A 22007-nucleotide genomic window follows, 5' to 3' on the forward strand; every position below is an offset into this window, starting at 1 on the left:
ATGTTGGCATCAACATAGTCTAGTTGTTGTCGCTCATGGCTTTGGCGGTTAGGAAGCCACTGATCCATTGAAATAATATTCTAACTGGTCGACCTACTGCGCATAGTTCAATCATTGCGCAAGTGCGGCGTCAGTCAGCCCCTGCCCCCATGATGTTTTATTTGATCGTTTTCAACGAGGGGTTCGCTTCCGGATAAGCATCCAATATGGCACCAGTAGGTGCAATCAACACGCTGAGCATGCTAATGGACATAAGGTTAGCGTGAGGGCGTCTGAGCTATGAAAAGAACGTTACTGAGATTCTGCACCTTGTTCGGCCTTGCGGTCATGATGCCCGCAAACGCTGACGCCTATATCTCCAAGGGAATTTTCACTGGAAAGCTAATAGGGGGCGTCAATGAGGGCGCGTTCGGTGGCGGCCCTTTCTCCAATGGAACTGATGCGACGATATCGTTCTTGTTCAACAGCAGTGTGAACGTTAACTCCACTGTGACAGACGGCTCCACATATTCGAACGTTTCAGGCTATAGCTTAGGTTGGGGCGGGCCAGCCCCAATGACGGCGACCATGTCAATTCATGGTATAGAACAATCCATCAACCTAGGCGGATTTGGTCTACGTTATCTTGATAATGGCGGTTTCGATGAGGTCGAGTTTAACATCTCGGAATTGGCAAGCCCTTCCTACATCAACATGTATTTTTTCACCCTAGGCACAAGCGCGATTAATTCCCTTAGCTTGCAGGAGCCGGTCCACTTCAAAGCTGATGGGAATACCTTCTCCCAAAGCGAATTCCAGTTCGGTTCAGAAGGAAGCGGGTCGTACGCCAAGGGTTATTTCCAGATGAGCAGGTTCGATTTGACCAGCGCTGTCCCTGAACCCTCAACTTGGATTATGATGATCGCTGGCTTTTTCGGGCTAGGCATTGCGCTTCGCCGCAGGAAAACAATCGCTGCTGACAAGCATTCGGTGCCATCCCGATACTAATCGAACAATAGAATTGCTATTAGAGCCTAATAGAGGGCCGTACAGCGACCTCGGTGAATATCAAGCAGCCGACAGTCGCATTATTTAAATGCCATTCCATGGCGCTTAAATGGGATTTAATCACTTCTGGCATGATATTTATATTTGTATACATTATTTCATACTGTGAGGATAGTATTATTAGGGTTCTAGTCAATGAGGACTACTTTGGAAATAAAATACAATAGTTCTAGGGCTTCTACTTTTTAGAGTTAATTTTGCTCTGACTGCTCCAGGCGGAACAAATGCGACACGCTTATTAGCATTTCGAATGTTCAAAAGCGACGCGGAACTGATAGCCCCGATTTCTAATTTTATCTGCGGAATTGCTAAATTTTCCAACACGAAGTTCGCTTATAAATCCCGTGTATTCGATCTTATTTTTGACTAATATCGGCTATAACTCGGTGTACTGCCTCCAATATTTCTTCATTATCGTATGACACAATCATTCCTTGCGGGCTTAAGCGCACACGCTCCTTAATTTTATTCTGAGATGACATATCACCGAAGGCGCGGGGATGCATGCTATATGTTGTGACGATCTCATAATCATGATCGCCTCTAACATATGGCGGGTGGAGAATATAAATATCTAGAACAAAGTCTGGTTGGAAGATGCCTGAGGGCGGCGGGGGCGCTTCACCTTCTAGCCCAATCGGACGAACGTAATGAGGCCTATTGGCGTTGCCCCAACCATAGGCGTACATGTGATGTCCAAGGTAAGTATGAAAATAATGTTGCGGATTCTTAGTAATCAAAACTTGGCCATTTTCCTCGTAAACGTGAACGGCCTGCATCAGGAAATTATTGATTTTTCTAAATCCATCATTGTCCCGGCTTACGATTTCTAAAGCACCTCCCCATTTGTTTGTTAAACCAAATTCATTCTGACCTTGCCGGAAAATCCCCATCCCTATGAGCGACGCTGCGTTCGCAAGCAGTCCCGGCTTATCCAAAACTTCTTTGGGGTCGAACCCTTCTATCGCTAATTGATAAAAATCTTCTTCACCGTCTCCGAACAGTAAAACTCGAGAATACGGCGCCCATTTAGAGCGGCTAACTCCATAAGACTCGTAATAAAACTCATCCTCGAGATTAAAATGAACCACTAATTTTAATGACCTCTTTTTATTTGATTTAAAACTATTATTGTATCTTCCAAATTCTTCATTAACCATATCTAATATCGGACCGGCATTTCGTCCATATGCCGGGGCCTGCTTTCGAAGGCGCTCAATTATTTTTTCCGCCGCCGGCCGATCTCCGCCCCAAGTCAACATAAGGGAGCTATTAATTAATGCGGTTTTTTGGACCAAATCAGTGACTGCCGTCAGTTTATCAATATAGCCTATTGGCAGCGGTAAGGATGGTATACTTTGAGGTTTGTCACCATATGGAGATGTAACAAGCGCATCCGCTATTGTAACCATTAGGCCTTCTTCTCTTCCCCACAAGCTTACGCCAAAAGTCATTTCCACTCTCTTTCAAAAATAGTTTATGCTATTTTATAAAGCTTTCGTTTCTAAACACCCGGCGGCAATGGGAATTCTGTTCTGACAGAGTAAGGCTATTTTGGATGCGGGCTTTTGTTGCCAATACCCCTAAGTCAAGGCAGCGGCACAACACCTCTTCACCGTCGCTTCCGATACATTGAATTGGATCGCGGTCTGTTTAATGCTGGCCTTGTGCTCACGCCGCCAAGCAACAAGCGCGACGCTATCCGTTGTCACAGGACGGCCCAAGCTGGCTTTGCCACGGTGGGTCTTGCCTGTTGCCAGTAAGGAAGCCCTTGCCGCCGCTCTTCCGGCTTCACAGCGCTCCCTTATGCGGTTGCGCTCCATGTCAGCCATTTGCGCCAGCACAGCTACAATGAGTTCCCCCACGCCTTTAGCAATCGGCCCTAGGCCAAGCACATCAACGGTGACGCCTTTGCTCATTAGTGCGCGAACCGTTGCCTGCACGTCCAAAGCATCGCGGCCTAAGCGATCGATGGCGGCAACATACAATGTGTCGCCTTCCCGCACATAAGAGAGAAGAGCGCCAAATCCCTTTCGATCCGCTGCCAGGACAGCACCGGACACGCCCTCATCTGAAAACTCTTTGTCAAAGGGTCCGGGCAAGGTCGCCCGCTGCGCTTCAATGCTTTGGTCACCGGTGGATACGCGGAAGTAGGCAATACGGCTCATAGCTGTTGGTGATCCTCGACTCGATCATAAGTTACCCTAAATTTATTAGCTAGGTGCATAATTAGTCAAGGGTATGTTCTAATCCAGAACCGGCAGCTAAAACTAGGTGGATCATTAGGTTCAAGATAAGAACCAGTGCAAATTGTCCGGCCCCGCAAGCCCCTTACCGACTAGCACGGAGTCTATTAAAATTGCCCCGTCGCAAATTTTCATCGAAATTTGTGATCAGCAGTTTGATCTGGAAAGGGCATGGGCATGGGCATGGAGTGGGTGGGGCTTATCGAGACTTTGGAGGTCGAGGCTATCAGGCGACTGCCACAGGACCAGAACGCCAGATGGGCGGTGCAGATTGAGGGGGATGCCGATGACATCTCCGACCTGTATACAGCGCTAAATGAAAGTCGGGATGATCGCTCTGACCCATTCGTTATGAATTTGGGCGGGGTCTTCGCCCTAGCTTGTGAAGATTGGAACCAGACCAGCGACGCGCAGGAGGTGCAGGCCCTGGGGCAAGCGCTTCTCAATGATTGTATTGGATGCTTAAACCTTGCAAACGGCTGCGGCTTGATGAAAGTAGGGACGATATATCAATTTTTTGACGAAGAAAATAAATGCATACTTACAAGATGCTCTCCAGTGCAGATAAGCGTAAAAAAACCAAAAGAGGATAGGAGTTCACCAAGGTATATAAGAGATATGCTGAAATTGGCGCGGTCTGAGCGATGGTTGTCGCAATGCATGCCACTATATTATGAAGAGCCTAACTTCTATACTGTATATAAGGCGGTGGAGGCAATAAAGAGGCTTTGCAATGGTGAATCCAATCTAAAAAAGCGAACCGATCTAGAGGGGGCAAAATTAGTCTGGATCAAGACAGTTGCAGATTTCCATCGTCATGCTCAACCAGTCACCAGGGAGCAGCCCAAGCCGTTTTACAGTTTGCAGGAATGCATCAACACAGTAACTAATGCCATTAGCGTTTTGGTTGAGGCTCAGATAGCGGACGGGAGTGTTTAGCCTGCTCTTACCCGTGCCTTTCAGACTAAGATGCCTGAGAAACGTAGAAATTGGCCGTTATGGGCGCGGTGAAAGACCATGCTAGGTTCGACCGTCATCTAAACCGCGTCGATGATGGCCTTTCGTTTCTCCCTATATTCCTCTGACGAAATCAAACCATCTTCCCTGAGCGTCTCCAGAACCACCAGCCGCTCCTTGATCTTCGGATTGGCACTAGCGGCAGGTTTGGAAGGCGTGGGTGACACGATATCCGCTTGCACCTTTGGCGGCGTCTTCGCTCCATTCTGGGCATTCGTCGCACCTATCACGGCGGTGATTATGCCGCAGATGAAACCGCCAATCATCATGCCGGGGAAACCAGCCATGAGATAACCTAACCCGCCTCCAGTGATCAGGCCGAAACCCACCAAGATAGTGGCCCCTTGATCTCCTGCCTTATCCCGCTGGCAATAAGGGCATACCTGGCCATGAAAGGGTATTTCCTTCCCGCATCCTGAACATCTCATGTTTCGAAACCGTAATAACTAATTAATGGTGTATGTTTCTTTGTCGGTCGATCCCGATAGGTCTTCTGTCACGGCGATCTTCTTGTCATCGGTCTTGCAGGTCAGAACGCCATCCATCGGCGGACTGTGAAATCACCTTAGTGAAAGACTAAAAAGGCAGCAGGGGATCAGCATTAAAACCTCAGCAGTAGGCGGACAAATAGCACCCACGCTTAGAAACACTGTCCCAACGTTGTTTGGCCCTCTGGTAATCCTGGTCAGCAGAGATTTCCCCTACCGACCTGTTATCGGTGGCCCCGACCTCTTCCGCATGCTTAGCGGTCTCGGCTTGTATTTCTTGCATGGTCCAAACCTTCCCGTGGGAGAAGGCGACCTTCATACAGTCAAGTTGTGCGTAGATATCCGTTAGCTTGTGGCATTCGGCAATCTCTGGATCAGGGTCCGACCAATGGGCCGTATCTGCTCTAGCCGGGCTGCACGGAACCGCAGCTAAACTAATCAATCCAATACTAAGAATCGTCCGCATTAGCTGCACTCCGGATTAGTGAATGAATATCCCACGAACTTCGTAAGACCCTTTCGGTTACTGGCGGTCGCGCGAGCATTGATTGTTTCTGCTTAGTCGGAACAAGCCTGCTCATCTGATTTCGTGTGATTCCCTAATTTCATTACGAAACCCTATCTTGGGGTTAGCGTCAAGTGTCGTGACAGAGGTGTCATGGCGGCGATGGGAACATTTGAAGGGGCAGGTGTTCACGATCCTAGATATCGCGCCCTGCTGGATGCGTTAATTGCTGCGCGTCACTCCAAAGGTCTTAGCCAACAAGCCTTCGGGAAACAGCTTGGTCGTAGTCAGCAATTTGTTAACAAGTACGAACAAGGCGAGCGGCGGCTAGATATCATCGAGCTCGTCGATATTGCCCGCCTTCTGGGCCTCAACGCCGCAGCGTTGATCGCAGACTATAGCTAAACGCAGCGAAAAGGCGTCGCTAAGGCAAAAGCCAAAGGCGTCTATAGGGGTGTAAGCCTTCTGTGGATGTTGCTGCTATTCGGTCTCTTAAGGCCGATGGGATAAGGCCTTCCCAGCGAACAGGCTGCTTTGACGGCCGGGCCATTTTCTAATTAAGCAGCAACCCACCAAGCTTGATCCGAGTTGCCGCTGAAAAGCCATTCCTCAGCGTCCTTCATGGATTCAAACATAGCAGTATCGTCCCTTACAATTAAGATGCGGCGGGTCTGCATTCGGGTAAGATTGTCATGACGGACCACGGCAAGGCGCTTCGACTTGTATCGTGTGTTCAACACGGCACCTATGAAGGCGGCTACAACCTCCTGCGATTGGATGATGCAATCGGAAGTATCAACCAGCAGGTAGAACTCGCCAGACCGAAGCCCCATTGCCTCTACAGCGGCTTCCTTGTCGGCGTTGAAGCCTTCAACTTCGTCAGGGTTTAGGAACCCTGACATATGGGCTTTAACGAGGGCGCGGGAACTGTCGGATGTTACAACGATCATGATGGCCTACCTCTTTCACGATTGGCTTGCCGGTTGTTCGTTGACGAAGTGTAACTTTTGAGGGCGGTTAGACTATTGTCTTAGGGTCGGCGTAAGCCGCCTTTGCCCTCAATCCTTGGTGTAATTTTGGTGTAGATGAGTCCGGGATTACACGGCAAATGCCGTGATTACCCGGACCTAGTTAGGTAAGAAAGGTAGGGTCAACCTACTGATATTCAACCTATTTCATCACTCTTCGGAATTCCCCGGAATTCAAAATTCAACGACTTAAAATCCGCCTCCCGTAAGGGAATGCGGGTTCAAGTCCCGCCGTCCGCACCAGACAAGTGATTGAAATATTTCCGGCGGCATTCCGCCTCCAAACTTGTCCTTGCCCGCGCAGATTGTCTCGATAACAATATTGTCAGTCATCGGCAGGGGGCGCTGGCGTGGGCAGGATCAAGCTGACATTCGATTGGGCGAATGCGCGCGCCAAGGACGGCGCGTTATGGATCGATTGCCATGACGGTTCCAACATTGTCGCGAAGATCAGCCAGGACACGATGAACGCCGCGATAAAGGGCGCCAGCAGCGACCTGATCGATCATGAGCGCGGCAGGCGGCAATGGCTCGAAACCGCCATCCGCCGCCGCTATATCGCCACCCGCGCCAGCGGCGGCGCAGCCAAGCGGCGGCCCGATCATGTCGAGGTACTGATCGTCGGCAAAGAGGATTTCGCCTGATCCTCTGGCACTGATCCTCCGGCATTGAACCTGACATTCGGCCGCCCACACCGGTCGGCCGGCGCGTCTCAGCCCGCCATTTCCTTCACCGCCTCCATCGCCACAAAGGTCGATGTGCTCGCCACATGCGGCAAGCTTGAGATTTTCTCACCCAGCACGGCGCGATATTTGCGGATGTCGGCGGTTCTGACCTTCAGCAGATAGTCGAAGCTGCTCGCCATCATATGGCACTCCTCCACTTCCCTGATCCTGCGCACGGCCGCATTGAACTCCTGCAGCGCCGCCTCCCGCGTGTCCGACAGCTTCACCTCCGTAAAGGCGATATGGTCCATGCCCAGCTTGACCGGATCGACGATCGCCCGGAAGCCAGTGATATATTTCTCGTCGATCAGGCGCTTCAGCCGCACCTGGCAGGGCGTCTTGGAAAGTCCTACCCTTGCCGCAAGTTCGGTGACCGTCATGCGGCCTTCGCGCGACAATTGGTCAATGATCCTGATATCGAATTGGTCGATATGACCGTAATTTGCGAATTTTGAAGTCATCTGGCCTATCATAACCCTCCATATTGGTAATCTAACGTAATAATCGGCCAATCATAAGCCATAATGGCATAACGGAATATGCTATTGAGGGAAATCGATAGACTGCCTGCCTGACAGAGGTGCCCATGCCTGCCGAACCGATTTCCCCCTTCGCGTCTTTCGCCCCGCCGGTGCGTGAACCCTCCGCGTTGCGTCAGGCGATTACGGCGGCCTATCGCCGAGCCGAGCCGGATTGCGTTCAGGCGCTGCTGGAACAGGCCACACTTCCCGAAAACATCCGTCAGGCGGCGGCAGGCACCGCCACAGCGCTGGTCACGGCCCTTCGCGCCAAACATAAAGGGACAGGCGTCGAGGGCCTGGTGCAGGAATATGCCCTGTCCAGCCAGGAGGGCGTTGCCCTCATGTGCCTCGCCGAAGCCCTTCTCCGCATCCCCGACGATGCGACCCGCGACGCGCTGATCCGGGACAAGATCGCCGATGGCGACTGGAAATCGCATATGGGGGGCGGCCGTTCGCTGTTCGTCAATGCGGCGACCTGGGGTCTTGTCGTCACGGGAAAGCTCGCCACCAGCGTCAATGATCGCGGTCTAGCCGCCGCCCTCACCCGCCTGATCGCCCGCTGCGGCGAACCGGTGATCCGGCGCGGCGTCGATATGGCGATGCGGATGATGGGCGAGCAGTTCGTGACCGGCGAGACAATCGCCGAAGCCCTCAGGCGCTCCCGCCCGCTGGAGGCGCGCGGCTTCGCCTATAGTTACGACATGCTGGGCGAAGCGGCGACCACCGCCGCGGACGCCGCCCGCTATTATGCCGATTATGAGCAGGCCATCCACGCTATCGGCGCGGCGTCCAACGGACGCGGCATTTATCAAGGCCCTGGCATTTCGATAAAGCTCTCCGCGCTCCACCCCCGTTATTCCCGCGCCCAGAGCGGCCGGGTGATGGGAGAATTGCTCCCGCGCGTGAAGGCGCTCGCGGCGATCGCCAAATCCTATGGCATCGGCTTCAACATCGATGCCGAGGAGGCGGACCGGCTGGAACTGTCCCTCGAGATGCTGGAGGATCTGGCGCTCGACCCGGATCTTGCGAACTGGGATGGCCTGGGCTTCGTGGTGCAGGCTTATGGCAAGCGCTGCCCCTTCGTGCTCGACTGGATCATCGACCTTGCCCGGCGCGCCGAGCGGCGGATCATGGTCCGGCTGGTCAAGGGCGCCTATTGGGATGCGGAGATCAAACGGGCGCAGGTGGATGGCCTGGCCGATTTCCCGGTCTATACCCGGAAAGTCCATACCGACCTTGCCTATATCGCCTGCGCACGGAAACTTCTCGGCGCGCGCGACGTCATTTTCCCGCAATTCGCGACCCATAATGCCCAGACGCTGGCGACCATCTACCACATGGCCGGGCCGGATTTCACAGCCGGCGATTATGAATTTCAGTGCCTGCACGGCATGGGCGAACCGCTTTATGACGAGGTGGTGGGTCAGGACCGGCTGGACCGACCCTGCCGCATCTATGCGCCCGTCGGCACGCATGAAACGCTGCTTGCCTATCTGGTGCGCCGCCTTCTAGAAAACGGCGCCAACTCCTCCTTCGTCAACCGCATCTCCGATCCCGATGTCCCGGTTGCCGATTTGATCGCCGATCCGGTCGAGATTGTGCGCGCCATGCCCGTGCCCGGCCGCAAGCATGACCAGATCGACTTGCCTTCGGGCATCTATCGCGGCCGCCGCAACAGCGACGGGCTAGACCTGTCGAACGAAACCACCCTCGCCGTCCTGACCCCGACGCTTCAGGCCAGCGCGGCGCGGAACTGGACGGCGGCGCCATCCCTGGGCGGGATGGGCGAAAGTCCGCGCAATGTCCTCAATCCCGCTGATCATGGGGATGTCGTTGGGACAGTCGTGGAGGCATCGCCCGCTGATGTCGCCGCCGCCCTCGCCCGCGCTAACGACGCCGCCCCCATTTGGGCAGCCACGCCCCCTGCCGATCGCGCCGCCTCCCTGGACCGCGCCGCCGATCTTATGCAGCAAGCCATGCCCACCCTGCTCGGCCTCATCATGCGCGAGGCGGGGAAATCCCTTCCCAACGCCATTTCCGAAGTAAGGGAGGCCATTGATTTCCTGCGCTATTATGCCGATCAGGCCCGGCGCACCCTTGGCCCGTCCCATGCGCCTCTTGGGCCTGTGACCTGCATCAGCCCGTGGAATTTCCCACTGGCCATCTTCACCGGTCAGATCGCCGCTGCACTGGTCACGGGCAATCCGGTGCTCGCCAAGCCCGCAGAGGAAACGCCGCTGATCGCCGCGGAGGGCGTCCGCATTCTGCATGAAGCCGGTATTCCTGCCGAGGTCCTGCAACTGCTGCCCGGCGAGGGCATTGTCGGCGCCGCACTCGTTGCCGCGCCCGAAACCGCCGCCGTCATGTTCACCGGATCGACCGAGGTCGCCCGGCTCATCCAGAAGCAGCTCGCGGCGCGTCTATCCGCCAATGGCAAGCCCATTCCCCTCATCGCCGAAACTGGCGGCCAGAACGCCATGATCGTCGACTCCTCAGCGCTGGCCGAACAGGTGGTCGCGGATGTCATCGCTTCCGCCTTCGACAGCGCCGGACAGCGTTGCTCCGCGCTCCGCATCCTCTGCCTGCAGGAAGAAGCCGCCGGCCGCATCCTCGCCATGCTGAAGGGCGCGCTCCACGAGCTCAGCATTGGCCGCACCGACCGCCTGTCCGTGGACATCGGCCCTGTCATCACCGGCGAAGCCAAGGCGACGATAGAGGCGCATATCGCCCATATGCGCAGCCTGGGCCATTCCGTCGAGCAGATCGGCCTTGCCGCCGAGGCGAGCCGAGGCACTTTCGTCCCGCCGACGATCATTGAGATGGACAGCCTGTCCGACCTTGACCGGGAAGTGTTCGGCCCTGTGCTGCATGTCATCCGCTACCGCAGGGCACAGCTTGACCGGCTGATAGATGACATCAACGCAACCGGCTACGGCCTGACCTTCGGCCTGCACACGCGCCTCGACGAAACGATCGCCCATGTCAGCGGCCGGATCAGGGCCGGCAATCTCTATGTCAACCGCAACATCATCGGCGCGGTGGTGGGGGTGCAACCCTTTGGCGGACGCGGCCTGTCCGGCACTGGACCGAAGGCAGGCGGGCCGCTCTATCTCGGCCGCCTCGTCGCCAATCCGCCTGTACCGCCACAGCATAGCGCCACCCGCATCGATCCCGCCCCGTCCGATTTCGCCCTGTCCGATTTCGCATTGTGGCTCGATGCGCAAGGAGACTCGGAACTCGCTGAAAGGGCGCGCCATTATGGCAGCCTGTCAGCGCTCGGAATGCAGATTGCGCTTCCCGGCCCCGTGGGCGAAAGCAATGTCTATGCCCTTCATCCGCGCGGCCGCATCCTGCTGATGCCGCAAAGCCGCGCAGGTCTGATCGAACAGCTCGCCGCCATCCTTGCTGCCGGCAATGAAGCCGTCATCCATGGCAAGATCGCGCTGGAAAAGAATGTCCCGGCAAGCATCGCTACTCGTATAACGCATTCGGGCGATCTTGCCGCCTCCGGTCCCTATGCCGCCGCGCTGATCGAAGGCGACGCCGCGCAGATTATCGCCGCGCAACAGGCCATCGCCGCCCTCCCCGGCCCGATCCCGCTTGTTCAGGCCCATGACGGCGCGGGCGGCTATTGCCTCGACTGGCTGCTGGAGGAAGTGTCGACCTCCATCAACACCACGGCGGCGGGCGGCAATGCCAGCCTGATGACGATCGCGTGATGCCACTTGACGCCATCCCCAAAACTTAGGATTGCGGGCGCATCGCGGGTGTAGCTCAATGGCAGAGCAGAAGCTTCCCAAGCTTACGACGAGGGTTCGATTCCCTTCACCCGCTCCAATCGTGCGACGTTCCCGAAAGGGGAGCTTGACTGTATCATGTCAATAATACAGTCTATCCGTCAGTCATGAACGAAGCACCCTCTGGCCCCGTGGACTTTGGCGCGACGCCGCATGCCGCGACGACGGGACCGGCTCCGTTTGGTGGCCCGCCCAGTTCCTTTCCGCCGCCAACGCCTTTCCGCAAGAAGCTGCGCATCCTCGCGTGGATCGCGGCCGGGTTGCTCGCCATCTTCTTCGCGCTGGTCGCCTGGCTGGCGGTCACTGCGCCGCTTTCGCGTTCGCTCAAGCCTATCGCGCCGCCCAGCATCACGCTGATCTCCGCCGACGCGAAGGTCATCGCGCGCAAGGGTGCGATTATCGACAAGCCAGTCGCCATCGCCGACCTGCCCAAACGCGTGCCCGAAGCCTTCATGGCGATCGAGGATCGCCGCTTCTACAGCCATTGGGGCATCGACCCGCGCGGCATCGCCCGCGCCATGTGGCGCAACCTGTGGGCGGGCGGCACCAAGGAGGGCGGCAGCACCATCACCCAGCAGCTCGCGAAGGGCGTGTTCCTGAACAATGACCGCACCGCCGGGCGTAAACTGCGCGAGGCGCTGATCGCCTTCTGGCTGGAAGCGTGGCTGACCAAGGACCAGATCCTCGAACGCTATCTGTCCAACGTCTATTTCGGCGACAATGTCTACGGCCTGCGCGCCGCCTCTCTCCACTATTTCAACCGGCAGCCAGAGAGGCTGACGGTCGCGCAGGCGGCCATGCTCGCCGGACTGCTCAAGGCGCCCTCCCGCCTTGCCCCGACCAGCAATCTGGAGGGCGCCCGCGCCCGCGCGAAGCTCGTCATCCATGCAATGGTCGAGGCCGGTTTCCTGACGCCGGAGCAGGAGCGCGAAACCCGCCCCGCTATCCTCGACGTGACGGAAGCGCCGGAATCGACCAGCGGCACCTATTTCGCCGACTGGGTGCTGCCGGAGGCGCGCGATCGCGCCGGGGCTGTCTATGGCGCGCAGGACGTGACCACCACGATGGATTCGAAGCTGCAGAAAATAGCCGAGGGCGCTGCCCGCCGCGCGCCGCTGGGCAAGGCGCAGGTCGCCATCGTCACCATGAAGCCGGATGGCAGCGTCGTCGCCATGATCGGTGGGAAAAGCTACCAGAAAAGCGCCTTCAACCGCGCGATCCAGGCGCGACGGCAGCCCGGCTCCACCTTCAAGCTGTTCGTCTACCTTGCCGCCTTCCGCGCCGGGATGACCCCGGACGACATGATCGACGACACCCCGATCACGGAGGGCGAATATCGCCCCGCCAATCATGACCGCAAATATCGCGGCCGCATCACCTTGCGTCAGGCATTTGCCGTGTCCAGCAACGTCGCCGCCGTCCGTTTGGCGGAAAAGGTGGGCATCAGGAACGTGATCCGGGCGGCTCGCGACCTTGGCGTGCGCAGCCCGCTGGGCGAGGACCCCAGCCTTGCGCTCGGCACATCGGAAATCACCCTGCTGGAGCTGACACAAGCCTATGCGTCCGTCGCCGCGGGGGCCTATCCGGTTATCGGCCATGGCCTGCCGCCGGAGGAACAGAGCTGGCTCGCCAAGCTGATGGACCGGCAGAAGGCGTTCAGCGATGATGAGCTGGAGATGATCCGCGACCTTCTCTCCTCCGCCGCCAATCGCGGCACCGGCAGCGCAGCCGCGCTGCGCACCAGCACCTTCGGCAAGACCGGCACGACGCAGGATAATCGCGACGCCTTGTTCGTCGGCTATGCCGGGGGTCTGGTGACGGCGGTGTGGGTCGGTAATGACGACAACACCCCGCTCCCCGGCATAGCGGGCGGCGGCATCCCGGCGCGCATCTGGCGCGATTTCACCTCCCGCGCCATCGGCGAACCGACCGAAACGGAGACCCCCGCCGACAATGACGAGGATCTGGTTAACGCCATCGCCAATATCAGCGTGGAAACCAACATCGGCAATCTGTCGATCGGCGTCGGCCCCAACGGCCTAAACCTCGACATTGCGCCGCTGCGGCCCACCGAACCTGCGCCCAGCGGACCGGTCGCGCCGCCGCCCCTTCCCGCCACGGCCCCGGCGCAACAACCGGCGGAAAAGCAGCAATAGCCCGCGCTTTGCGTTTTTCCTGTTTCTGCTCTGTTGCGGTGCGACAATCCCGCTGGCAATTCCGGTAAAGCCGGGGGATATTCCGCGCGCCGGCGGATCGCCGGGCAAAGCTTTTCACGGGAGACGCACTATGGCCCGCATGGTCCCGACCGCCAGCCTTTCCGCCCTGCTCGCCCTCGCTTGCCTGTCCGCCTCCGCAACGGCCCAGAACGGCAGCCAGACACCCGCCGGCAAGCCCGCCGCGCGCGAACCCGCACTCGCGGCGCTCTTTGTCGAGGATATCGCGCCAGCGGGAACCCCCATCCCCCGTTTCAAGGTCGACGCCGCCTGGCCGACCATGCCCGACGACATGATGCTGGGGCAGGTCAGCGGCGTAGCGGTCGACAAGGACGATGACGTCTGGGTGATCCACCGCCCCCATTCGCTGGGGGCTACCGACACCGGCCTGGCGCTCAACCCGCCCGCCGCCAAATGTTGCCGCCCCGCCCCGACCATCGTCCGCTTCAGTAAGGCAGGGGCCTATCTCGACGGCTGGGGCGGGCCGGACACTGGCCCCGTGATCGATGGCGTCAGCCAGTGGCCAAAATCCGGCCACGGCATTTATGTCGATGCGGACAAGACCGTCTGGTTCGGCGGCAATGGCGATGGCGACCACGCCGTCCTGAATTTCACCGCCGACGGCAAGTTCATCCGCAGTTTCGGCAGGCGCGAAAAGACGGCGGGCAATCAGGACAAGGCATCGCTCGGCAACCCGTCGGACATATTCCACGAGGGCAATGAGGTGCTGGTCGCGGATGGCTATATCAACAAGCGGATCATGGGCTTTGACGGCAAGGCGAACGGCTTTCGCGAATATTGGGGCGCCTATGCCACGCCGCCCGCCGACATCCCCTCGGACGGCCATTTCGACGTGAGCAAGGCGATGAGCGACGCGGATGGCGGCGCGAACCCGCAGGCGAAGAATTTCGGCGATATCGTCCATTGCATCGTCAAGACGAAGGGCGGCGACTATTATGTCTGCGACCGGCGCAACAACCGCGCCCAGCTTTTCCGCAGGGACGCCAAGGGCAAGATGCAGTTTGTCCGGGATGTCGCCATCGCTCCCGAAACGCGCGGCACCCGTACGGTGACGGACGTCGCCCTCTCTCCGGACGAAAAATATCTCTACATCGCAGACATGATGAATGGCCGCATCTGGATACTCCTGCGCGAAACGCATCAAGTGCTGGGCGCGATCGGCCGTAACGGTCGGCAGGCCGGGCAATTTACCTGGCTGCACAGTATCGCCACCGACTCGGCGGGCAATATTTATGCGACGGAAGTATCCACGGGCCGGCGGGTTCAGAAGCTGGTATTCACTGGCTTCGACTAAGTAGCGACTGGCCTGTGCGCCCTTCACGGGATGACGGGGGATGAGCGTCCTTCTATAGCGGCGCCAACGAATCATCCGCCGGAAGGGGCCGACCCATGAAATTCTTCGCCGACACCGCCGACATCGCCGACATCACTGAACTGGCCGCCACCGGCCTGCTGGACGGCGTGACCACCAACCCGTCGCTGATCCACAAGTCCGGCCGCAAATTCGTCGAGGTCGTTGCGGAAATCTGCAAGCTCACCGACGGTCCGGTTTCCGCCGAAGTCGTCGCGCTCGACCATCCCACGATGATGAAGGAAGCGGAAATCCTGCGGAAGATTGCGGACAATGTCTGCATCAAGGTGCCGCTGACCATCGACGGCCTCAAGACCTGCAAGGCGCTGTCGGATGAGGGCACGATGGTCAATGTGACCCTCTGCTTCTCCGCCAATCAGGCGCTGCTTGCGGCAAAGGCGGGCGCGACCTTCATCTCTCCCTTCGTTGGCCGCCACGATGACAATGGCTTTGACGGCATGAAACTGATCGAGGACATCCGCCTCATCTACGACAATTACGCCTTTGAGACCGAGATTTTGGTCGCCAGCGTCCGCCACCCCATCCACGTCCTTGAGGCCGCAAAGATCGGCGCAGACGTGATGACTGCGCCCCCGGCCGTCATCAAGGCGCTGTTCAACCATGTCCTGACCGACAAGGGCATCGCCGGCTTCCTGGCGGACTGGGAAAAGACCGGCCAGACCATCGTTTGAGGAATGATCACCGCATTCCGTTCGCCCTGAGCGAAGTCGAAGCCTGTCCTGAGCGCCTGCCGCAGGCGGGCAGTCGAAGGGGGCTCTGCCGAGCGTAAGCGAGGCGCCTTCACTCCGTTCAGGTCAGGGCTTCGACTTCGCTCAGCCTGAACGGGAAGGAGCCTCAGGACTGTTCGCTGTGCTCTTACTGCCCAAACCCCTTGGGCGCCGCGTCAATCACGGTGAAGCTCCCCGGATTGATCTGGCTCACCTCCAGCGCCCGCTCGGCAACCCCGTTCGCGCCGAAGCGGAACGCCCCGTCGATCCCGGTGAAGCCGCCCGCATCGCTCAGCCGCCTGGCCGGGAACGGCGTGCCCGGCTTCCACTCCTGCGACATCTTCACCGTCAGCAGCACGGCGTCATAACCGAGCGAGGACAGGCGGAACGGCGCGGCGCCGAACCGCGCGCGATATTTCGTCGCTAGCTGCCGGTAATAGGTGTCGGACACGCTCGCAAACCATGCGCCGTTGACCGCGGCATTGCCCGCCAGCGCGCTTTCCGTGTTCCACAGTTCCGTGCCCAGGATACGCGCGCCGGCCGCGCCGCGCTTGCGCACGAGCGGCGCGATCTGGATCGCCGTGCGGCCGCTGTCAGCGATCAGGATCGCGTCATAGGCGTCGCCCTGCGGCAGCTTCTGAACGGCCGCCGCAAATGATCCGGCCGACCGGTCGAACGTCTGCATGGACACCACCGTCCCGCCCGCGCTTTCGACCGTGCGCAGCAGCGCGTTGCCCGACCGCTCACCATAGACGCCGCGCGGCACCAGCGCAGCGAACCGGGTCAGCCCCTTGCCCCGCGCATAGGTGATCACCCGCTCGATCGACTGGGTGGGGCTGTATCCCATCAGATAGGTGCCGTTGCCCGCGACGCTGCTGTCGTTGGAAAAGCTGATGACCGGCACCCCGGCCTTCTGCGCGATCGGGCTGACGGCGCGCACGTCCGATGCGATCAGGGGACCGAGGATCAGCTTGTTGCCCTCCGCAATCGCCTTCTGCGCAGCCGCGCCCGCGCCCAGATTCGTGTCATAGGTGGTGACGCGCACCTTTTCCGTCCGGCTGTCCAGCAGCGCCAGCGTCGTTGCATTGGCGATGGACTGGCCGACACCGGCATTCGGTCCGGTCATCGGCACCAGCAGGGCGACGCGATTGCGCAGCGTGTCGGTGGGCAGACCCTGCTCCACGCCCGGCTGAGTCGTGACGGGCGGCGGCGTCGGACCGGTGCCTTTGGGAACGATGGACTGACAGGCAGCGACCAGCAAAGTGCAGGCGGCAAACAGAATGCGCCCGCTTCTTCCCATCGCGGACCATATGCCCGCTTGCCGTCCGGCACCCGTCTCTGTCATCTGCTTTCCTTATGAAGCCTTCTCTTGAACCCGGCCTTTACATCGTAGCAGGTCCGATCGGCAACCTTGCCGACCTGACCCCGCGCGCGGCCGAAATCCTGCGTCTGGCGGACGTGATCGCGGTAGAGGACACCCGCGTCAGCGCGAAACTGCTGCGCCATGCCGGGTCCGACCGGCCGATGGTCCCTTATCATGATCATTCCAGCGACACCCTCCGCGCCCGGCTTTTGGAACGCATGGTTAACGAATCGGTTGCACTGCTTTCCGACGCCGGAACGCCCCTCATCTCCGATCCGGGTTACAAGCTTGTGCGGGACGCGCGCGCCGCCGGGCGGTTCGTCACCAGCCTGCCCGGCCCCAGCGCCGCGATCACCGCCCTCACCCTTTCCGGCCTGCCTACCGACCGTTTCCTGTTCATGGGCTTCCTGCCCGCAAAGGCGAAGGCGCGCGCCGATGCCCTCGCGGAAGTCTCCGCCCTGCGCGCCACCCTGATCTTCTATGAAAGCGGTCCGCGCCTTTCCGCCAGCCTCGCCGCGATGGCGGAGGCGCTGGGCGACCGCGATGCCGCCGTCTCGCGGGAAATCAGCAAGACGTTTGAGGAAACCGTAACTGGTCCCCTCTCCGCGCTCTCCACCCGCTATGCCGATGCGCCGCCCAAGGGCGAGATCGTCGTCATCGTCGGCCCGCCCGGCGAGGCCGAACCCGCCAGTGAGGAAGACGCCGACGCCGCGCTGCTGGAGGCGATGGAGCGCCTGCCCGTCTCAAAAGCCGCCGGAGAAGTGGCGAAGAAGCTCGGCCTCGACCGCCGCGAGCTTTACGCCCGCGCCATGATCCTGAAGGGATGAGGCAACCCGAACCCGCCAGGCTGAAAGCGGAAAGGCGCGGACGTCAGGCCGAGCGCATCTGCGCCTGGTGGCTGCGGCTGAAGGGCTGGAAAATCCTCGCCCGCCGCGTTCGCACCCCGTTGGGCGAAGTCGACCTGATCGCCCGGCGCGGAAACATGGTCGCTCTTGTGGAGGTGAAGGCCCGCGCAACCGCCGCCGAACTCGATTTTGCCATCGACGAACGCCGCCTCTCCCGCGTTGCCCGCGCCGCCGAAATCCTGTGGCCGGACTATGCCCAGCCGGGCGATGACATGCGAATCGACGTTATGCTCCTTGCGCCCGGCCGCGCGCCGCGCCATCTGACCAACGTCTGGCATGGGGGGTGAGCCTATTCTTTCCCCGTTCGGGCTGAGCGAAGTCGAAGCCTTCGCCTGAACGCAGTGAAGGCGCCTCGCTCACGCTCGGCGAAACCCTTCGACTTCGCTCAGGGCGAACGGAAGGAAGAGAGAAACACATGACCCTGAATGTCGCCGTGCAGATGGACCCGATGGAAGGCATCAAGATCGGCGGGGATTCGACCTTCCACATCATGCTCGCGGCGCAGAAGCGCGGACACAAACTTTATCATTATCTTGCGCCCGACCTCACTTTCCGCGACGGCCGGGTCATTGCCGACGTTCGCCCGGTGGAGGTGCGCAAGGTGCAGGGCGATCATTTCACCTTTGGCGATCCCGTGAAGCTGGACCTTGGCCGCGACATAGACGTCGTGCTGATGCGGCAGGACCCGCCCTTCGACCTCAGCTACATCACCGCCACGCACCTGCTGGAGCGCATTCAGGGCGAAACGCTGGTCGTCAACGACCCCGCCGCCGTCCGCAACGCGCCGGAAAAGCTGTTCGTGCTCGACTATGCCCGCTTCATGCCCCCCACCATGATCACCCGCAGCCTTGCGGAAGTGAGAAGCTTCCTCGCCGAACATGGCGAGATCGTCGTGAAGCCGCTCTACGGCAATGCCGGCAACGCCGTGTTCCATGTCGACGGCAAAGGGTCCAACCTCTCCGCCCTTGTGGAACTGTTCAAGGCGTCATGGGTCGAACCTTTCATGGTTCAGGCATTCATCCCCGGCGTCGCCAGCGGCGACAAGCGCATCGTCCTTGTCGACGGTGAAGTGGCGGGCGCGGTCAACCGCATTCCGGGCGCGGGCGAAATCCGGTCCAACCTCGCGGTCGGCGGTTCCGCAGCCAAGACCGAACTGACGGCGGAAGAACGCGAAATCTGCGCGGCCATGGGACCTGAACTCAAGAAGCGCGGCCTGCTATTCGTCGGCATAGATGTGATCGGCGGCAAATGGCTGACGGAAATCAACGTCACCTCGCCCACCGGCATCGTCTCCATTGACGCCTTTGACGGCACCGACACCGGCGGCATGATCTGGGACGCCATCGACGCGCGGCTGAAGGCGCGGGGATAAGAGCAGAGTTGTGCCTCCCCTCCTACGTCATCCCAGCGCAGGCTGGGATCTCAGGCCGGATGGCGCTTCCTCTCCTGAGATCCCAGCTTTCGCTGGGATGACGGAAGACGGATAAGCCATGACTGACTGGGTTCTCCACCTGATCGATTCCGGCGGATATTGGGGCATCGGCTTCCTAATGGTGCTGGAAAATGTCTTTCCGCCCATTCCATCCGAACTCATCATGGGCGTCGGCGGCATCCGCGTGGGTCAGGGCAGGATGGAGATGCTCCCGCTGATGATCGCGGGAACGGTGGGCACCACGATCGGCAATTATTTCTGGTATCTGGTCGGGCTGAAACTGGGCATGCGGCGCATCAAGGCGCTGGTCGACCGCTTCGGCCGCTGGGCGACGCTGGACTGGGGTCATGTAAAGGCGCTCAATCGCCTGTTCGAACGCTATGGGCAGGTCATCGTGTTCGGCTTCCGCTTCATGCCGACGTTCCGCACAATGGTCTCGCTGCCCGCTGGCCTGTTCCGCATGGGGCATATCCGTTTCCTGCTCTGGACGGCGGCGGGCGCGACGATCTGGAACCTGATCCTTGCCTATGCGGGCTATGTGCTGGGCTATAATTTCCGCGAGATCGACAAATATATCGGCCCGATTTCCACAGCGGTCGTGGTCATCATCGCCATCCTCTACGTCTGGCGGCTCATCACCTGGAAACCGTCAGCCACGAAAAAGCATTGAGACGGCCTCCTACGCCCGCGGATGGGCGTTGCGATATATATCCAGCAGATACGCCGCATCCACCTGGGTATAGACCTGCGTCGACGACAGGCTGGCATGCCCAAGCAATTCCTGCAGCGACCGCAGATCCGCGCCCCGGCCCAGCAGGTGCGTCGCGAAACTGTGTCTCAGGGCATGCGGTGTCGTCCGCTCCGACAGGCCCAGCCGCCCGCGCGCGCCCTGCACGGCCCGCCGGATCAGCGCCGGGTCCAGCACGCCGCCCCGCGCTCCGCGAAAGATCGCCTTCCCCTTCTCCGCAGGCCAGGGACATACCGCCAGATAGGCTTCAACGGCTTGCCTGACCTGCGGCAGCAACGGCACCACCCGCGTCTTGTTGCGCTTGCCGGTGACGCGCAGCGTCTCGCCCAGCGGCATGGCGTCGCCCGTAATCCCCAGCGCCTCGCTGATCCGCAGGCCGCAGCCATAAAGCAGCATCAGCACTGCCCAGTCGCGCGCGCCGATCCACCCGTCCCGCGCCGTTTCCGCCACATCCTCCGCCAGCGCGATCACCTCATCCGGCGAAACCGGGCGCGGCACGCCGCGCTTGACCCTTGGCCCCTTGACCGCCGGCACGCTGGCGCCCTCCCCACCGGCGAAACGCAGGAAGCCCCGCACCGCCGACAGTTCGCGCGCCGCCGACAGGTTGCCGATCCCCTCGCCCCGCCGGTCGGCGAGGAAAGACCGGATATCCGCCGTCCCCAGCCGGGTCAGATCATTGCGCGAGACCGCTCCGCCCCTGTGCCGCGCCAGAAAATCCAGCAACCGCTCCGCCGTCGCGACATAGGCCCGCACCGTATGGACCGACCGCCGCCTGTCCTGGGCAAGGAACAGGCGATAGGCGTCAATCAGGGCGGCGGCAGCGGTCATAAGGCGCGCGTTGAGGAAAGCGCGGCCGCCAGTTGATCCACTGCAGCCGCAAGTCTCTCGTCGAGCACGGAGAGAAGCTCGGTCCACCCCCTCATGCCGTCAAGGTCGCCGGGTCCGTCAGACACGCCGCGTAAGCCCATGAGCGGCACGTTGAAATTCTGGCACACGCGCGCCACGGCGAAGGTTTCCATGTCCACCATGTCCGCGTCGATGACAGCATAAGCGTCCCCTGTCACGATGTTCGCGCCAGTGGATAGCCTTACCGCCTTCAGGTCGATCGGCGTCACCAGCGGTATATCGGCCGGATGATCCAGAAACGGGGTCACGCCTTTCGGAAACCCCAGTGCGGAGGCATCCATGTCGCGCCACGATACGCTGGCGACCTGATATATCTCGCCAAGAGCGCATGCGCGCGACCCCGCCGAGCCGAGCGATACCACAAGATCGGGAAGCGTCTTTGACCGGGCCATATCGGCCAGGGCTATGCCGGTCGTGATCGCCGCCTCGATCGGTCCTACGCCGGTCAGGAGCGGCGTGAACCGCCTTTGCAAATGGACCCCATATTCGGCGCCGACCGCCATGACGAACAATATGCGGTGGCGGCCGATGATTTCGCAGTCGGCCAAGCCATTCTCCCATCGTGGCCATTCTCCCATCGGGGAAGGCGCGCAATCGCCAAGTCTGACGCCACTGTGCCATCGTATCCGCCAAAGGAAAAGATTGTCCCCATCGCGCTGGCGGCTTTCTTCGAATACCCTTTCGACGCGGCGATTCCCTTTCCCCGCCATCGTCCCTAACTAGGGGGCATGACTCGCGCCCGCGTCCTCCTCCTCAATGCAGCCCTCGGCCCGCTCGACTATCGCGTCCCCCACGGCATGCAGGTGGAGCCGGGCAGCATCGTCGTCGCGCCCCTCGGCCCGCGGCAGCTTGTCGGCGTGGTGTGGGAGCCGGAGAGTTTCCCGGAGGCGGAGACAGTGGGCGACAACCGGCTCCGTAACCTGCTGGCCGTGCTGGACGCGCCGCCAATCCCCGCACCGCTCCGCC

Annotated in this window: 21 protein-coding genes and 1 tRNA gene; 14 read left to right on the forward strand and 8 right to left on the reverse strand. The window is 59.9% G+C overall.

The window, feature by feature from the left end:
* Positions 1-279: 279 nt before the first annotated feature.
* Entirely contained in the window at positions 280-987 is a 708-nt protein-coding gene (locus BHQ40_RS16470) for a PEPxxWA-CTERM sorting domain-containing protein (protein ID WP_070156912.1), read from the forward strand.
* Between the two features lie 416 nt (positions 988-1403).
* Here BHQ40_RS16470 and BHQ40_RS25790 read toward each other — a convergent pair whose 3' ends face one another.
* Together BHQ40_RS25790 and BHQ40_RS16475 are read right to left on the reverse strand one after the other, a co-directional pair.
* Positions 1404-2501: a hypothetical protein gene (locus BHQ40_RS25790; protein ID WP_139139332.1), complete on the reverse strand. Its 1098-nt coding sequence runs from the start codon at positions 2499-2501 to the stop codon at positions 1404-1406.
* Positions 2502-2630: 129 nt separating this feature from the next.
* The gene (locus tag BHQ40_RS16475) at positions 2631-3215 is read right to left on the reverse strand and encodes a recombinase family protein (protein WP_070156913.1); all 585 of its coding nucleotides are present in this window, start codon (positions 3213-3215) and stop codon (positions 2631-2633) included.
* Between the two features lie 249 nt (positions 3216-3464).
* Between BHQ40_RS16475 and BHQ40_RS16480 the strand changes: the two genes are divergently transcribed.
* A complete protein-coding gene (locus BHQ40_RS16480; RefSeq protein WP_070156914.1) occupies positions 3465-4232 on the forward strand; it encodes a hypothetical protein in 768 nt (255 codons plus the stop codon).
* 98 nt (positions 4233-4330) lie between these two features.
* Here the strand turns inward: BHQ40_RS16480 and BHQ40_RS16485 are convergent, their stop codons facing one another.
* Positions 4331-4639 carry an SHOCT domain-containing protein gene (locus tag BHQ40_RS16485; RefSeq protein ID WP_070156915.1) on the reverse strand — a complete coding sequence of 103 codons (309 nt, stop codon included), beginning with the start codon at positions 4637-4639 and terminating at the stop codon, positions 4331-4333.
* Positions 4640-5456: 817 nt separating this feature from the next.
* Here BHQ40_RS16485 and BHQ40_RS16495 point away from each other — a divergent pair.
* Positions 5457-5708 carry a helix-turn-helix domain-containing protein gene (locus BHQ40_RS16495; protein WP_216094895.1) on the forward strand — a complete coding sequence of 84 codons (252 nt, stop codon included), beginning with the start codon at positions 5457-5459 and terminating at the stop codon, positions 5706-5708.
* Between the two features lie 152 nt (positions 5709-5860).
* Here the strand turns inward: BHQ40_RS16495 and BHQ40_RS16500 are convergent, their stop codons facing one another.
* Complete coding sequence (locus tag BHQ40_RS16500; protein ID WP_070156917.1) at positions 5861-6253, reverse strand: hypothetical protein; 393 nt, start codon at positions 6251-6253, stop codon at positions 5861-5863.
* Between the two features lie 428 nt (positions 6254-6681).
* Between BHQ40_RS16500 and BHQ40_RS16505 the strand changes: the two genes are divergently transcribed.
* Entirely contained in the window at positions 6682-6975 is a 294-nt protein-coding gene (locus BHQ40_RS16505) for a hypothetical protein (protein WP_070156918.1), read from the forward strand.
* 68 nt (positions 6976-7043) lie between these two features.
* Here the strand turns inward: BHQ40_RS16505 and BHQ40_RS16510 are convergent, their stop codons facing one another.
* The gene (locus BHQ40_RS16510; protein WP_070156933.1) at positions 7044-7517 is read right to left on the reverse strand and encodes an Lrp/AsnC family transcriptional regulator; all 474 of its coding nucleotides are present in this window, start codon (positions 7515-7517) and stop codon (positions 7044-7046) included.
* Positions 7518-7642: 125 nt separating this feature from the next.
* Here BHQ40_RS16510 and putA point away from each other — a divergent pair, with 125 nt between their 5' ends.
* From putA to fsa, 5 genes are all read left to right on the forward strand, one after another.
* Positions 7643-11296 (forward strand): trifunctional transcriptional regulator/proline dehydrogenase/L-glutamate gamma-semialdehyde dehydrogenase, encoded by a 3654-nt coding sequence (gene putA, locus BHQ40_RS16515; protein WP_139139333.1) that lies wholly within the window; start codon positions 7643-7645, stop codon positions 11294-11296.
* A gap of 44 nt (positions 11297-11340) precedes the next feature.
* Positions 11341-11414: transfer RNA gene (locus tag BHQ40_RS16520), tRNA-Gly, on the forward strand.
* 67 nt (positions 11415-11481) lie between these two features.
* Positions 11482-13530, forward strand: coding sequence for a transglycosylase domain-containing protein (locus tag BHQ40_RS16525; protein WP_070156920.1), 2049 nt, complete (start codon positions 11482-11484; stop codon positions 13528-13530).
* Positions 13531-13660: 130 nt separating this feature from the next.
* On the forward strand, positions 13661-14902 hold the full coding sequence (locus tag BHQ40_RS16530) for an NHL repeat-containing protein (protein ID WP_070156921.1): 1242 nt from the start codon (positions 13661-13663) through the stop codon (positions 14900-14902).
* Between the two features lie 95 nt (positions 14903-14997).
* A complete protein-coding gene (gene fsa, locus BHQ40_RS16535; RefSeq protein WP_070156922.1) occupies positions 14998-15651 on the forward strand; it encodes a fructose-6-phosphate aldolase in 654 nt (217 codons plus the stop codon).
* Between the two features lie 184 nt (positions 15652-15835).
* Here the strand turns inward: fsa and BHQ40_RS16540 are convergent, their stop codons facing one another.
* Entirely contained in the window at positions 15836-17032 is a 1197-nt protein-coding gene (locus tag BHQ40_RS16540) for a penicillin-binding protein activator (protein ID WP_070156923.1), read from the reverse strand.
* 11 nt (positions 17033-17043) lie between these two features.
* On the opposite strand from BHQ40_RS16540, the gene rsmI reads away from it, so the two are divergent.
* From rsmI to BHQ40_RS16560, 4 genes are all read left to right on the forward strand, one after another.
* Positions 17044-17877, forward strand: coding sequence for a 16S rRNA (cytidine(1402)-2'-O)-methyltransferase (gene rsmI, locus BHQ40_RS16545; RefSeq protein WP_070156924.1), 834 nt, complete (start codon positions 17044-17046; stop codon positions 17875-17877).
* Complete coding sequence (locus BHQ40_RS16550; protein ID WP_070156925.1) at positions 17874-18242, forward strand: YraN family protein; 369 nt, start codon at positions 17874-17876, stop codon at positions 18240-18242. The genes rsmI and BHQ40_RS16550 overlap by 4 nt, the downstream gene beginning before the upstream one ends.
* 128 nt (positions 18243-18370) lie before the next feature.
* Positions 18371-19327 carry a glutathione synthase gene (gene gshB, locus BHQ40_RS16555; RefSeq protein ID WP_070156926.1) on the forward strand — a complete coding sequence of 319 codons (957 nt, stop codon included), beginning with the start codon at positions 18371-18373 and terminating at the stop codon, positions 19325-19327.
* A 118-nt stretch (positions 19328-19445) separates the two neighbouring features.
* Positions 19446-20057: a DedA family protein gene (locus BHQ40_RS16560; protein ID WP_070156927.1), complete on the forward strand. Its 612-nt coding sequence runs from the start codon at positions 19446-19448 to the stop codon at positions 20055-20057.
* Positions 20058-20066: 9 nt separating this feature from the next.
* On the opposite strand, the gene BHQ40_RS16565 is transcribed toward BHQ40_RS16560, so the two are convergent.
* Positions 20067-20963, reverse strand: coding sequence for a tyrosine recombinase XerC (locus BHQ40_RS16565; RefSeq protein WP_070156928.1), 897 nt, complete (start codon positions 20961-20963; stop codon positions 20067-20069).
* Positions 20960-21589: a 5'-methylthioadenosine/S-adenosylhomocysteine nucleosidase gene (locus BHQ40_RS16570; protein ID WP_435593926.1), complete on the reverse strand. Its 630-nt coding sequence runs from the start codon at positions 21587-21589 to the stop codon at positions 20960-20962. The genes BHQ40_RS16565 and BHQ40_RS16570 overlap by 4 nt, the downstream gene beginning before the upstream one ends.
* Positions 21590-21769: 180 nt before the next feature.
* Here BHQ40_RS16570 and BHQ40_RS16575 point away from each other — a divergent pair.
* The coding region (locus BHQ40_RS16575) for a primosomal protein N' family DNA-binding protein (protein WP_494338025.1) at positions 21770-22007 on the forward strand (238 nt) is incomplete at its 3' end.

The sequence above is a fragment of the Sphingobium phenoxybenzoativorans genome (genome assembly GCF_001757355.1).
Taxonomy (GTDB): domain Bacteria; phylum Pseudomonadota; class Alphaproteobacteria; order Sphingomonadales; family Sphingomonadaceae; genus Sphingobium; species Sphingobium phenoxybenzoativorans.

Coding starts and splice junctions, on each gene's coding strand:
- BHQ40_RS16470 (WP_070156912.1), top strand. CDS start 280: ATGAAAAGAACGTTACTGAGATTCTGCACCTTGTTCGGCCTTGCGGTC.
- BHQ40_RS25790 (WP_139139332.1), bottom strand. CDS start 2,501: ATGACTTTTGGCGTAAGCTTGTGGGGAAGAGAAGAAGGCCTAATGGTT.
- BHQ40_RS16475 (WP_070156913.1), bottom strand. CDS start 3,215: ATGAGCCGTATTGCCTACTTCCGCGTATCCACCGGTGACCAAAGCATT.
- BHQ40_RS16480 (WP_070156914.1), top strand. CDS start 3,465: ATGGGCATGGGCATGGAGTGGGTGGGGCTTATCGAGACTTTGGAGGTC.
- BHQ40_RS16495 (WP_216094895.1), top strand. CDS start 5,457: ATGGCGGCGATGGGAACATTTGAAGGGGCAGGTGTTCACGATCCTAGA.
- BHQ40_RS16500 (WP_070156917.1), bottom strand. CDS start 6,253: ATGATCGTTGTAACATCCGACAGTTCCCGCGCCCTCGTTAAAGCCCAT.
- BHQ40_RS16510 (WP_070156933.1), bottom strand. CDS start 7,517: ATGACTTCAAAATTCGCAAATTACGGTCATATCGACCAATTCGATATC.
- putA (WP_139139333.1), top strand. CDS start 7,643: ATGCCTGCCGAACCGATTTCCCCCTTCGCGTCTTTCGCCCCGCCGGTG.
- BHQ40_RS16525 (WP_070156920.1), top strand. CDS start 11,482: ATGAACGAAGCACCCTCTGGCCCCGTGGACTTTGGCGCGACGCCGCAT.
- BHQ40_RS16530 (WP_070156921.1), top strand. CDS start 13,661: ATGGCCCGCATGGTCCCGACCGCCAGCCTTTCCGCCCTGCTCGCCCTC.
- fsa (WP_070156922.1), top strand. CDS start 14,998: ATGAAATTCTTCGCCGACACCGCCGACATCGCCGACATCACTGAACTG.
- BHQ40_RS16540 (WP_070156923.1), bottom strand. CDS start 17,032: ATGACAGAGACGGGTGCCGGACGGCAAGCGGGCATATGGTCCGCGATG.
- rsmI (WP_070156924.1), top strand. CDS start 17,044: ATGAAGCCTTCTCTTGAACCCGGCCTTTACATCGTAGCAGGTCCGATC.
- BHQ40_RS16550 (WP_070156925.1), top strand. CDS start 17,874: ATGAGGCAACCCGAACCCGCCAGGCTGAAAGCGGAAAGGCGCGGACGT.
- gshB (WP_070156926.1), top strand. CDS start 18,371: ATGACCCTGAATGTCGCCGTGCAGATGGACCCGATGGAAGGCATCAAG.
- BHQ40_RS16560 (WP_070156927.1), top strand. CDS start 19,446: ATGACTGACTGGGTTCTCCACCTGATCGATTCCGGCGGATATTGGGGC.
- BHQ40_RS16565 (WP_070156928.1), bottom strand. CDS start 20,963: ATGACCGCTGCCGCCGCCCTGATTGACGCCTATCGCCTGTTCCTTGCC.